Source organism: Streptococcus sp. 45 (assembly GCF_900108865.1).
Classification (GTDB): domain Bacteria; phylum Bacillota; class Bacilli; order Lactobacillales; family Streptococcaceae; genus Streptococcus; species Streptococcus ruminicola.
Map to the genome: position 1 here is coordinate 612,906 of NZ_FNXZ01000001.1, position 12,157 is coordinate 625,062.

12 protein-coding genes are annotated in these 12,157 nt (G+C 37.3%); 3 read left to right on the forward strand and 9 right to left on the reverse strand.

The window, feature by feature from the left end; genetic code table 11:
- Positions 1 to 7: 7 nt before the first annotated feature.
- From BMX18_RS02990 to BMX18_RS03020, 7 genes are all read right to left on the reverse strand, one after another.
- Positions 8 to 1,159, reverse strand: a complete 1,152-nt coding sequence (locus tag BMX18_RS02990) for a DnaD domain protein (RefSeq protein WP_074868358.1) — start codon at positions 1,157 to 1,159, stop codon at positions 8 to 10.
- On the reverse strand, positions 1,146 to 1,640 hold the full coding sequence (nrdR, locus tag BMX18_RS02995) for a transcriptional regulator NrdR (RefSeq protein WP_074560815.1): 495 nt from the start codon (positions 1,638 to 1,640) through the stop codon (positions 1,146 to 1,148). The genes BMX18_RS02990 and nrdR overlap by 14 nt, the downstream gene beginning before the upstream one ends.
- A gap of 181 nt (positions 1,641 to 1,821) precedes the next feature.
- Positions 1,822 to 3,291, reverse strand: a complete 1,470-nt coding sequence (locus BMX18_RS03000) for a HAMP domain-containing sensor histidine kinase (protein WP_093815019.1) — start codon at positions 3,289 to 3,291, stop codon at positions 1,822 to 1,824.
- Entirely contained in the window at positions 3,291 to 3,983 is a 693-nt protein-coding gene (locus tag BMX18_RS03005) for a response regulator transcription factor (RefSeq protein WP_006532917.1), read from the reverse strand. Before BMX18_RS03005 ends, BMX18_RS03000 begins: the two co-directional genes overlap by 1 nt.
- Positions 3,984 to 4,223: 240 nt before the next feature.
- A complete protein-coding gene (locus tag BMX18_RS03010) occupies positions 4,224 to 4,760 on the reverse strand; it encodes a YceD family protein (RefSeq protein WP_093815021.1) in 537 nt (178 codons plus the stop codon).
- 141 nt (positions 4,761 to 4,901) lie between these two features.
- Positions 4,902 to 5,801, reverse strand: coding sequence for a zinc metalloprotease HtpX (gene htpX, locus BMX18_RS03015; protein WP_074868366.1), 900 nt, complete (start codon positions 5,799 to 5,801; stop codon positions 4,902 to 4,904).
- A 112-nt stretch (positions 5,802 to 5,913) separates the two neighbouring features.
- Positions 5,914 to 6,465: a LemA family protein gene (locus BMX18_RS03020; RefSeq protein WP_014335211.1), complete on the reverse strand. Its 552-nt coding sequence runs from the start codon at positions 6,463 to 6,465 to the stop codon at positions 5,914 to 5,916.
- A gap of 289 nt (positions 6,466 to 6,754) precedes the next feature.
- Between BMX18_RS03020 and rsmG the strand changes: the two genes are divergently transcribed.
- The 3 genes from rsmG (at position 6,755) to ktrA (ending at position 9,601) form a co-directional block, all read left to right on the forward strand.
- Positions 6,755 to 7,468: a 16S rRNA (guanine(527)-N(7))-methyltransferase RsmG gene (gene rsmG, locus BMX18_RS03025; RefSeq protein WP_074564313.1), complete on the forward strand. Its 714-nt coding sequence runs from the start codon at positions 6,755 to 6,757 to the stop codon at positions 7,466 to 7,468.
- A 75-nt stretch (positions 7,469 to 7,543) separates the two neighbouring features.
- Positions 7,544 to 8,917 carry a TrkH family potassium uptake protein gene (locus BMX18_RS03030; protein WP_180366618.1) on the forward strand — a complete coding sequence of 458 codons (1,374 nt, stop codon included), beginning with the start codon at positions 7,544 to 7,546 and terminating at the stop codon, positions 8,915 to 8,917.
- Positions 8,918 to 8,929: 12 nt separating this feature from the next.
- A complete protein-coding gene (gene ktrA / locus BMX18_RS03035) occupies positions 8,930 to 9,601 on the forward strand; it encodes a potassium uptake transporter gating subunit KtrA (protein ID WP_074564317.1) in 672 nt (223 codons plus the stop codon).
- Between the two features lie 42 nt (positions 9,602 to 9,643).
- On the opposite strand, the gene BMX18_RS03040 is transcribed toward ktrA, so the two are convergent.
- Together BMX18_RS03040 and BMX18_RS03045 are read right to left on the reverse strand one after the other, a co-directional pair.
- On the reverse strand, positions 9,644 to 10,474 hold the full coding sequence (locus BMX18_RS03040) for an energy-coupling factor transporter transmembrane component T family protein (protein ID WP_093815025.1): 831 nt from the start codon (positions 10,472 to 10,474) through the stop codon (positions 9,644 to 9,646).
- Positions 10,467 to 12,146, reverse strand: a complete 1,680-nt coding sequence (locus BMX18_RS03045; RefSeq protein WP_093815027.1) for an ABC transporter ATP-binding protein — start codon at positions 12,144 to 12,146, stop codon at positions 10,467 to 10,469. The genes BMX18_RS03040 and BMX18_RS03045 overlap by 8 nt, the downstream gene beginning before the upstream one ends.
- Positions 12,147 to 12,157 lie beyond the last annotated feature (11 nt).

Sequence of the window (12,157 nt, forward strand, 5' to 3'; positions counted from 1 at the left end):
TCACTCCTTAATCTTCTAACATGCTACGTCTAAGCTCTTCAAGTTTTGCCTTTTCTTCAGCTGTCGCAACATGTTTGTATTCTTTTGCTGTCCATTCTGGAACATTAGTTTTAGTCACTTTTGCTTTAGCTTTGCGTTCTTTATTTCGTTGCGCAAAACTACGCATCTTAAGAACAGCCGCTTCTGCTGTCGTAATTTTTTGGTAAGCAAAATCATTTGCCACCTTCATGATATAAGGTTTGTTGATATTGGCTGACTGCGTTTTATTCAAAGTGTAAAGAACCATCACATTAATGACTTCATCTAGGAAATCCATATTAGCCAGTTCTTCTAAAACTTTGCGCTCACTTTCAGTAACCACAGCACGACGTGGCGCTTTGATTTTTTCAAGAAATTCCTTGGCAGATGCTTGCTTAGCTTCTCGGATAATCACTTGTTCTTTAGCATCAAATTGCTCTTTGGTTTGGTTATTAGCTGTTTTTTTCTGCTCAAGCTGTACCGTCATTCGTTGTGGCGAAATCTTACCATTAATGGCTGTACTTTTTGCCAGTTGATAAGTGTCAAACCAATTCATGCTGTACTTATCAGCTAGGCTATAAATCATCACTACATCAGCTTTTTCATCTTTGAATTGCAAGCCATCGCGTAACATCAAGCGCTCAAAACTATCCAAATCAAAATGATTTTTTGACACTGTCTTAGGCACTTTTGGATTTTCATCAACTGAAAAAATATCAGAGAATTTTTTAGAAATATCACGCGCACCATCAGGCAAAGTCACATCCAACTCAGCCACCGCAACATCACCAATCCTTTGTTCTAATAAACGACGGTAAATTGCATTGGCTAAGAACGTTTCGCGATTTAAGGCAGGTTGTAATTTCAAAACATAAGCATCTCGTGTTTGGTATAAAACCAGTAAGTCTACTGCGGTTAAGATAGCCAGAGCTTCCTCGACTTCTTGCATGCTCAACTGTAAGTGATTCAAAATCTCACTAAACTTATGACGTTTGATACCATCATCAAAGAAAGCAAGCAGATACTCATACAAAAGCACCGCATGATTCCCGATAACAGGATGATAAAGCTGACTCAAGCTATCTGAATCAAGCAAAACCTTATTGTTTTTGACATAAGAAAATTCATCAATCGGTCTCATTTAGCTTACTTCTTTTCTTCTTGCTACGCACACGATTCGTAATTTGCTGCAAAAGTTCCTCAATCTCATCAACATCTTTAAATGATTTATAAACTGAGGCAAAACGAACGTAAGTAATTTCATCAAGTTCTGCCAGCTCATCCATGACCAGATTACCAATCACAGTACTCGGAACTTCACTTTCGTATTCGCTACGAATTTTTTGTTCAATACGAGACACCACTTGTTCAATATCATCACTTGATACTGGACGTTTTTGTGCGCTTTGAAAAATTCCATTTAGGATTTTTTCACGAGAAAATTGTTCACGCGTTCCATCTTTTTTAATGACTAACAAGGGTAGTTCTTCAACGCGTTCAAAGGTTGTAAAACGCGCATGACAATTTTCACATTCTCGGCGTCGTCGAATCGTATTACCATCTTCTGCTTGACGGCTATCGATGACACTCGATTTATTATAATTACATTTTGGACAACGCATACAAACACCCCATTCTACCAATTATTCTAATACTTAATTTTAACATAAATTCACTCATTATGAAAGTAATACCAGCCCTCGCTGGCTCAGTTGTCGCTTTCCCTTTTCTAACAAAATATCCTGACATACTTCATTAGAAAAACGAACAGACCGAGAAGAGAGCTCAGTCTGTCTTTTAATGTTATTTTGCCATAACCCTAGGGATAACTAAAGTAAACTCAGTTCCCTCGTCAACCACACTGCTAACGCTAACTTTGAGGTTATAAGCATCTACGATTTGCTTAAGAATAGCTAAGCCAATTCCAAGCCCACCTTGTGTCGAAACACGATTACGTGACTTATCTGTGCGATAGAAACGCTCAAAGATGTGATTCAAATCTTCCTGCGAGATTCCTTCACCCTCATCTCGAACTTTCACAACCGCATCATCGCCTAAAACATCCAAAGTCACATGGATATTTCTACTACCTGAAGAATATTTAACACCATTATCAATTAAAATCAAAATAGCTTGTTCAAAATGATGTTTGTAAATTTCAGCATAGATACAATCATCAATCGTCGATGTCAAAGAGAAACGAAAATCAGGATACAAGATTCGGAAATTCCCTAACACAAGGTCAATAGATTGTTTCAAATCAGTAATTTCACCTTTATGAAGGTCAAAACTTCCTTGAACACGAACCATATCAAGCATATCATTTACCATAATCGACATTCGATCAGCTTCATGGTAAGCAGCATCAAGACTTTCGCACAATATTTCAGGGTCGTCTTTTCCCCAACGTTGAAGCAAACCTAGGTGCCCTTTAATAACAGCAATCGGTGTTCGCAATTCATGACTCACATCACTAACAAAGCGCGTCTGACGTCTTGCATAACCTTCGATTTGCTCTAACATATTATCAAAAGTCGTTGATAATCTCTCAATATCATCACCAGATTTAATATCTGACCTTAAAGCTAAATCACTTGGATTTTCAGAAAGTTCATCTATAAACGCTTGAAACTCTCTTAAAGGCTTTAGTGAACGATGAGAAACTACCAGTAACATTTTAAAAATCAAACAAGCTTCAATCAGTTCAGAAACCAACAAAATCACAACCAAAACATGACGCGCCATATAATAGGTCGTAAGGTCTTGGTAAACCATTACATAGCCGATAACTTCACGGCTATCTTTGGAATAAACTTTTTCACTTTGATAAAAACCATTAAAAGCTGATGAACGATGTTTAATCGTTTCACCAACTTTTCCAATTTTTATTGTTGATAAGACTTTATTGGTTGTCAAAACTAATTGTTTATTTTTATTAAAAATGGAAACATCTTGATTATCAAAAACCAAGTCATCAATGCCCCCCTGCTTATCAAAGATATAAGTTTTATTACCTTCTTCGACAAGTGAACCTGTAGCATTGTACTGTTCCAACAAGTCTAATAATTTTTCTTCTGTTAAAAAAGTTTCTTTAGACAAAAACTCCCTAACAACTTCAGTGGCTTGTTCGGTATTGTAACGGTCTCGTTCAAGAAATATCTGAGTTACCCCAAAATAAATAAGCAAGTTGAAGACCGATAAAATAACCAAAACCCACTGAAGAGACGTTAAGGAAATCTTTTTAGATAATGACTTTTTAAAGTACTTTATCATTATTTTTCTCGAATAATATAACCCATTCCACGAACTGTTTGGATATATGATTCTTTACCAGGAATATCAATTTTACCACGTAGGTAACGGATGTAAACATCCACGACATTTGTTTCGATGTCTGTATCATAACGCCAAACACTTGCCAAAAGTTCTTCACGTGTCATTACGCGATTAACATTTGAAAGAAGCACGCTCAACAAATCGTATTCACGTTTTGTTAATGAAATTTCATCATCACCACGCACTGCAGAACGATTTTGTGGGTTCAAACGAAGACCTAAGAGACCTTCTTTTGCTTGACCTTCTTTGTCTTGTTTAGAATTAGCATCTTGACGACGGAATACTGCACGAACACGAGCGAGTAATTCTTCAATAGCAAATGGTTTTACAATATAATCATCTGCTCCACGGTCAAGACCAGCAACAATATCCATAATAGAATCACGAGCAGTCATCATGATAATTGATGTGTCCTTTTCCAAGCGAAGACGACGTGTAATTTCGAATCCGTCCATATCAGGTAACATCAAATCTAATAGGATCAAATCAAAATCATCATCCAATGCAGTTTGAAGTCCTAAACGTCCATTTGTCTCAACAACTACTGAATACCCCTCATGTTGTAATTCTAAAGACACAAAGCGTGCAAGATTTTTTTCATCCTCAATAATTAAAATCTTTTTACTCATTGTCACCAACCTTTTATTTAATGTAAAGATTATAAAATCTAATAATTGCCTAGTACACAGCTATCGTTACCGTTTTAATTTTCGCTCAATTTATGAGAAAGAATCCATCCATCACTCTATCCCTTTTTAATACAATTCTCAAAAATGACCTACTCAGCCAAGTATACTATATTGCCCTAAAAGTATATCAAAGTATAAACGATAATTCAAGAAAATTTTATCTTTTTAATGAAAATTATATTAATCCTCAAACAAGCCATTTAAAGCAGAAAATGGGTTGTTTTCTTTTTTCTTTTCATCTTGTAATGCTTCGTATTGTTCTTCTGTCATGACAGACCAATTTTGTCCTGATGGCATGTCATCTGATTGACGTTCTTCATCACTCAAGACTTGCATAGGAATTGTTAAAAGAATATTATCAATGGCACTTTCTTCCAAATCAATAACATCCTCTTCTAATACTAAAGCAAGATTTTCTTTGACCAAGTCTTCTTTGGCGTGAAGGTCAGCTGACTCAACAAAGACCTCTGAAACGTCTTCAACTTGATGAACATCGACAGGTTGCATTGAACGACTTGATGGTAAAGTAATTGTATAATCCAATCGATAATTCAATAGGTACAATCCATCATCGTATGAAACAATTCCGTTTACAGAAACTGCTTTGACGTCTAAAACTTCGCTTGAGCGTTGCATTAATTTTTCTTTAATATTAAAAGATTCATTAAAAGCAATCCCCTCAGCATTTTTCTTTATTTCTGAAATAGCTATCATCATTATTCTACCTCTTTTAAATTTCCTTACCATTATACCAGCTTTTTTAGCTCTTGTCTTTATGATATTGATGTCAAATTCATTATATTAGAATTCTTATGAATAATGGATAAAAGCTCACAATAACTTGTGAGCTTTTACCATTTACATATGACGAAGACGATCGATTCGATCGGCAATAGATGGATGGGTGTTAAAGAGTGAACTAAATCGTTCACCTTTTTTAAGTGGGTCATTAATATACAAAGCAGCACTAGCTTGGTCTACTGAATGATGCATTGGTGATGAGTCTTCAAGTTTTTGAAGTGCCTTAATCATGCCTTCTGGATTTCGTGTCAATTCCACAGAGCTGGCATCGGCAAGAAATTCACGTTGACGTGAGATGGCAAGCTGAACTAAGGTAGCAGCAAGTGGTGCCAAGAAAAGCGAAATCAATGACAAGATAAGCACGATAATTCCCATAGCACCTTCATCACGATCATTAGAGCGGCGGCGATTACTTCCACCAAACCACATCATACGACTTCCAAAACTTGCAATCATTGTTACAGCACTAGCAAGAGCAACAGCAATTGTTGAAATACGAATATCATAATTTCGAATGTGGCTAACTTCGTGTCCGATAACTCCTTCAAGTTCTTCACGATTCATCAAAGCTAACAAACCTGTTGTTGCTGCCACGGCAGCATTTTCAGGGCTTGACCCTGTGGCAAAAGCATTAAGCGACTCATCCTCAACAATAAAGACACGTGGCATTGGAATTTGTGCAACCATAGCCATATCTTCAACGATATGATAAAGTTGTGGTGCCTCTTCTTCAGTCACTTCACGCGCATTATTCATTGCCATGACGACATTAGTGGATTGAAGAATCATGCTCACTGCATAAATACCACCGATAATCAGAGCAATGACAACACCAAAACTTAAACTATCTAACCAAAGGTATCCAACTGCTGCACCGATAGCTGCCAAAATCAAGAAGAAGACAAAAAGCAAAACAACTGTCTTGCGCTTATTGCTGGCAATTTGATCATATAACATAATTTTCTCTTATAATGAAAGAGTCTCTCTAAGCTCATTGAACCACCTAAAGAGACTCTTTATATTCCTTTCGTTTAAGATAACTTGTCTTAAAAGTTATTTTTTGAATTGATTAAAAATCAAATGATACTTTTGGTGTTTCTTTTTCATCTTCAGGTGTTTCCAAGAATTGACTTGGTTTAAATCCGAAAAGACCTGCAATAATATTAGTTGGGAATGTTTCCAACTTCACGTTGTAGTTTGCTGTAGTTGTGTTGAACAATTGACGTGAATAAGAAATTTTATTTTCAGTATTTGTCAATTCGTCTTGCAATTTAATAAAGCTATTATTTGCTTTAAGTTCAGGATAATTTTCAGCAACAGCAATCAAGCCTGACAATTGTTTTGTAAGAGCGTTTGAAGCATGCATTGCTTCTGCAGGGCTTTGTGCTTGTGCTACTTGGCTACGCAATTCTGTAATTTTAGCAAATGTTTTTTCTTCGTAAGCAGCATAACCTTTAACTGTTTCAATTAAGTTTGGAATCAGGTCATTACGACGTTTCAATTGAACATCGATTTGACTCCAAGATTCTTTGGTTTGCATGCGGCTTTTCACAAGTCCATTATAAGCAGTAACTCCCCAGAGTACTAGAACGGCAATGATAGCAATAATAATAAAAATCATAAATTCCTCCTCGGGTATGACACCCATTCTAACTGAATTAAGCTTTCTAACCCCAAGGCTCTAGGTAAAAAGCTTCCCACGAAAACGATTTAAATCTTTTCAAAACCATTATATCAATTTTCATCACAATCTAAAAGAAATTAGCTAAAGTCTGTTAAAATTGACCGTATCCAAAACAGGTCATAGATATCACTCCAAAACTTTTTATGGTAAAATAAGGTGATATAGATTGAAATGGAAAGGACACTTAAAGAAAAGGAGTTTAAATCACTTTCTTTAAACAAACAATATGACACCTGAAGAATTTTATGACAAACTTCGTCAGCAAGGCTTTGACTTGACTGATACTCAAAAGAAACAATTTGAACGCTACTTCGAGCTTTTGGTTGAATGGAATCAAAAAATCAATTTGACAGCCATCACTGACAAAGAAGGCGTTTATCTTAAACACTTTTACGATTCTATCGCACCTGTTTTGCAAGGCAAAATCACTAATCAAGATGTTCGCCTCTTGGATATTGGAGCTGGAGCTGGTTTTCCAAGTATTCCTATCAAAATCTTGTGCCCAGCTATTGATGTGACAATCATCGATTCACTAAACAAACGCATCAATTTCCTTAATCTTTTGGCTGATGAACTTGGTTTAGACGGTGTTCACTTCTACCATGGACGCGCTGAAGATTATGGACAAGATAAGGCTTTTCGCGCTAGCTATGACATCGTAACAGCACGCGCTGTTGCCCGTCTTCAAGTTCTAACAGAATTAACTATTCCTTTCTTGAAAGTCGGCGGTCAATTGATTGCACTTAAAGCTTCTGCTGCCGAAGAAGAATTAGCTGATGCCAAAAATGCCATGTCAGTTCTCTTTTCAAAACTCATTGAAAACTATCATTATGAATTACCAAATGGTGATAGTCGTCAAATCACTATTCTTGAAAAGAAAAAAGAAACACCAAACAAATACCCACGCAAAGCAGGTATGCCAAATAAAAAACCTCTTTAATGGGACGATACAAAAACTAAGTGGCTTGCTATAATAGCCACTTAATTGCTATCTTTATGGAAAGGGATATTTCAATTGACTAGATTTTTAAAACGGCTATCTGGCACTCAACGGTTAACCTTTAGTTTTTTGATTGTCATCTTGATAGGAAGCATCTTGTTATCACTTCCTATTACCCACTACCAAAACGCCCCAGCAACAGGATATCTTGACCACTTATTTACAGTGGTTTCGATGGTTTGTGTGACTGGTTTATCGGTCTTTCCTGTGGCTGATGTTTACAACGGTCTTGGACAAGTCATTGCTGTCATTTTGATGCAAATTGGTGGTCTTGGATTGGTAACCTTGCTTGCCGTTAGTACCTATATCCTTAGAAAAAGGATGAACTTATCTGAACAACATATCTTACAATCCGCCCTTAGTTATGACAATAGTGGTCACCTTAAACGTTATTTGTTCAACGTTTATAAGATTACCTTTATTATTGAAAGCTTGATTGCAGCGCTATTTCTCATCGATTTTATTCCGAGATTCGGACTGGGACACGGAATTTTCAATGCTATCTTCCTTGCAGTTTCTGCTTTTTGTAATGCTGGTTTTGATAACCTTGGTGGAGATAGTTTAAAACCTTTTGTTCTCAATCCACTGCTTAATCTACTCTTTATGGCTTTGATTATTTCTGGGGGGATTGGTTTTGCTGTTTGGGTTGATATCAAAAGAGCTATCAAGCACTTCTTTGCGGATAGACCATATCGCTTCAAAACTTTTACACGCCAACTAAGCAATCAAACACGCTTGGTGCTTGCCACTACAGCTGTTCTCTTACTTCTAGGAACTGTGTTAACTTGGCTTATCGAGGCTAATAACCCTAAAACCATTGGGCAATACAATCCATTCCAGCAACTTATGGTTAGCTTATTTCAAACGGTCACAATGAGGACCGCTGGCTTTGCAACCATTTCTTATCTGGACACTCATCCCGCCACTAACATCCTCTACATGATTCAGATGATTATCGGTGGTGCTCCAGGTGGTACTGCTGGTGGGGTGAAAGTGACAACGGTAGCCATTACTTTCTTACTCTTTAAATCAGAATTAGCTGGTCAAACAGAAGTAACTTTCCGCCACCGCATTATTCCAAATCGTGTCATCAAACAAACGTTGACAGTTCTGATTTTCTTCTTCTCAGTCTTAATTGTTGGCTATGTGCTTCTTCTTCAACTAGAACCACATCACGACCCCTTAGCACTGCTATTTGAAGCTGTCTCTGCCATTGCTACGGTCGGAGTTTCCATGGATTTAACACCGCAATTATCAACTGGTGGAAGACTCATTATCATGGCTATGATGTTTATCGGACGTGTCGGTCCGCTTACCGTTCTTCTTAGCCTACTTCAAAAGAAAGAAAAAGATATTCAATACGCACAGACAAATATTACCGTCGGTTAGAGAGGGAAATTTATGAGAAAAAAAATATTTGGTGTTCTTGGCCTTGGAATTTTCGGACGAAACGTTGCCAAAGAACTTAGTAAATTTGAACAAGACGTTATCGCTATTGATGCCAACCCAAGCCTTGTTCAAAATGTTTCTGAGGTGGTCAAAAAAGCTGCCGTGGGAGACATTACTGACATTGACTTTTTGAAGGCTCTTGGGATTAATCAATGTGACACTGTCGTGGTTGCTACTGGTAATAACCTCGAATCATCAGTTCTAGCGGTAATGCACTGTAAGAAACTTGGTGTGAAAAATATCATCGCTAAAGCTAAAACCAAAACGTATGAAGAAGTTCTTTACGGTATTGGGGCTAGCAAAGTCATCATGCCAGAACGCGACTCAGGTAAACGTGTTGCAGCCAATATGCTTCGCCATCACATCGAAAACATCGTTCACTTGGAAGAAAAATTAGCCATGGTAGAATTTTCTGTTCCAGATTCTTGGGTTGGTAAAAATCTAATTCAATTAGATGTTCGAAACAAATACGAAATCAATATCATCGGCACTCGTCAAACAACATCATCAGCTATCGATACTCACATCGATCCCAACAAAGCATTTGAAGCTGATACAGAAGTCATTGCAATCGCCAGTGATGATACCTTTGAAAAATTCGATTACCTTGGTTATTTAAAATAAACAAAAAGCGTAATGCTCTAAAGAGCATTACGCTTTTCTATTTTATTGCCATGGATTGTAAAATCTACCATGATTCCATTTAAAAAGTAACAATGTCACTGCCACAATCAAAACAGCTAAAACAATTGTCATAATATCTGCTGGGGTGAAATTTTTATAAGTGTACCAAGTACGCTTTTTATTTTTCCCGAAACGGCGCAGCTCCATCGCAGTTGAGACCGTGTCAATACGTTCAAGAGAGCTGAAAATCAAGGGAATCACAATTTGTAAATTTCCTTTGATGCGCGCTAGCAATTTCTCTTTTTTAGATAATTCAAGACCGCGAGCTTCTTGAGACATTCGAATCATGTAAAATTCTTCCTGCACGTCTGGAATGTAGCGCAGCGTTAAGCTAACGGCATAAGCCACTTTATAAGGAACACCAATTTGATTAAGGCTTGATGCAAATTGACTTGGATGGGTTGTCATCAAAAACAGAACTGCCAAGGGCACTGTACAGAAGTATTTTAAGGCCAAATTAAAGAGATAAAATAATTCCTGACTAGTTAGATAGAAACGCCCGTAACCTTGCCATAAGACCGTTTTAGCGCCGTATATGCTCTCACCATAACTTGGTTCAAATAAATAGACCATTATCACATTCAAAAGCGCAAAGAAGCCAATGAACTTAATCACAAATGATACTTGTTTCCAGCGGATATTTGCCAATTTAAATAATAAAAGCGAAGTCACAGCAACAAGTGCAATTAAGCGTGTGTCATAAGTTGTCATGCAAGCTACTGATACCAAGATGAAAAAGATTAATTTACTAGCTCCAGATAAGTGGTACAGGAAGCCTTGACCACTTTGATAACCAATAAAATGATTAGCCATTGCATCCTCCTTGCTGTTTAATATAATAATGCGTCAAATCAATCGGGTTAATACCGATTTTTTCAGCCAAGTCAAAAAGACTTGTTTTTTTCAGATTAGCTTTTTCCAATACTTCGGCTTGACTAAAAAGGGCAACTGGGGAACAATCTGCAATGATTTTCCCATCGCTCACCACAATACTACGGTCTGAATACTCTAACATCAGCTGCATATCATGCGTAATCATGATAATAGTGTGTCCAGCTTTGTTTAGCTGATTGAGGAAGGTCATGATTTCAGTGTAATGGCGTTTATCTTGCCCAGCTGTTGGCTCATCCAATAAAATAATCTCTGGATTCATAACCAAAACAGAAGCAATGGTCACACGTTTCTTCTGTCCAAATGATAAAGCTGAAATCGGCCATTTTCTAAATTCATACAAACCACAAACTTTTAAGGTCTCAAGAACACGTTTTTCAACTTCTTGCTCATTCACCCCACGCAAGCGAAGACCTAATGCAACCTCATCAAAAATCATAGTTTGACTAATCATCTGATTTGGATTTTGAAGGACGTAGCCGATTTTCTCAGCGCGTTCTTTGATAGAATCTTCCATGATTGATTGTCCTTGGTAGCAAATATCACCTGCTGTTGGTTTGATGAATTGGCAAAGAGCTTTGGCTAAGGTTGATTTTCCTGCACCATTTTTCCCAACGATGGCAATACGTTCACCTTTATGAATAGCAAAGCTGACATCTTTTAAAATCGGAGTATCGGGCCGATAAGCAAACTGCAGTTGCTTCACTTCTAGAATCGGCTCTGCTGGCACCATATTTCCTGATTGGCTCAAACCTGTCACAGTAATATCTGACAAGTCCAGTTGATTTAAATCTGACAAATGCTCTGCTTTGGTCACATCGACATTTAAATCTTTCAAAGCTGTCACATAAAGAGGCTCACGAATTCCATTTTCAACCAACAAGTTAGTCTTTAGAAGATCATCTGGATGCCCATCAAATAATATCTGACCATCATTAATCAAAATAACTTTATCCACCTGACGATAAAGCACATCCTCAAGACGGTGTTCAATAATAATCGTTGTCGTTTGCCCTTCTTGGTGAATACGATCAATCAGTTCAATCGTTTCTTGCCCAGATTTAGGATCTAAATTAGCTAGTGGTTCATCAAAAAGTAAAATTGGACTTTCATCAATCAAAACACCTGCTAAGCTCACACGCTGTTTCTGACCACCCGATAAATCCTGTGGACGGCTATCTAGGAATGCCGTCAAATCGAGCTTACTAGCCCAATAATTGATCTTGTCAGTCATTTGATCCAACGGAAGACAGTCATTTTCAAGCGCAAATGCTAAATCCTCTGCCACTGTTAGGCCAATAAACTGGCCATCTGGGTCTTGTAACACCGTAGACACAAGATGCGATTTATCATAAATCGACAAATTAAAAGCATCTTTACCTGCAATGGTTAATTGACCACTTTTTTCTCCGTGATTAATATTTGGAATAATCCCATTTAAACATTGTCCAATGGTTGATTTTCCTGATCCCGATGGTCCAACAATCAATACCTTCTGCCCTTTCTCAATAGATAGATTAAGGGATTTTAAGGTAGGCTCTGCTTGAGCATCATATTTAAAAGTGAAATCCTTAAACTGAATAAGGGGCTCCATGAATCTTCTCC

Bases quoted from the DNA above. Each gene is read 5' to 3' on its own strand.
- BMX18_RS03010 (WP_093815021.1), bottom strand. From the start codon at position 4,760: ATGATGATAGCTATTTCAGAAATAAAGAAAAATGCTGAGGGGATTGCT.
- nrdR (WP_074560815.1), bottom strand. From the start codon at position 1,640: ATGCGTTGTCCAAAATGTAATTATAATAAATCGAGTGTCATCGATAGC.
- rsmG (WP_074564313.1), top strand. From the start codon at position 6,755: ATGACACCTGAAGAATTTTATGACAAACTTCGTCAGCAAGGCTTTGAC.
- htpX (WP_074868366.1), bottom strand. From the start codon at position 5,801: ATGTTATATGATCAAATTGCCAGCAATAAGCGCAAGACAGTTGTTTTG.
- BMX18_RS03000 (WP_093815019.1), bottom strand. From the start codon at position 3,291: ATGATAAAGTACTTTAAAAAGTCATTATCTAAAAAGATTTCCTTAACG.
- BMX18_RS03045 (WP_093815027.1), bottom strand. From the start codon at position 12,146: ATGGAGCCCCTTATTCAGTTTAAGGATTTCACTTTTAAATATGATGCT.
- BMX18_RS03040 (WP_093815025.1), bottom strand. From the start codon at position 10,474: ATGGCTAATCATTTTATTGGTTATCAAAGTGGTCAAGGCTTCCTGTAC.
- BMX18_RS02990 (WP_074868358.1), bottom strand. From the start codon at position 1,159: ATGAGACCGATTGATGAATTTTCTTATGTCAAAAACAATAAGGTTTTG.
- ktrA (WP_074564317.1), top strand. From the start codon at position 8,930: ATGAGAAAAAAAATATTTGGTGTTCTTGGCCTTGGAATTTTCGGACGA.
- BMX18_RS03005 (WP_006532917.1), bottom strand. From the start codon at position 3,983: ATGAGTAAAAAGATTTTAATTATTGAGGATGAAAAAAATCTTGCACGC.
- BMX18_RS03020 (WP_014335211.1), bottom strand. From the start codon at position 6,465: ATGATTTTTATTATTATTGCTATCATTGCCGTTCTAGTACTCTGGGGA.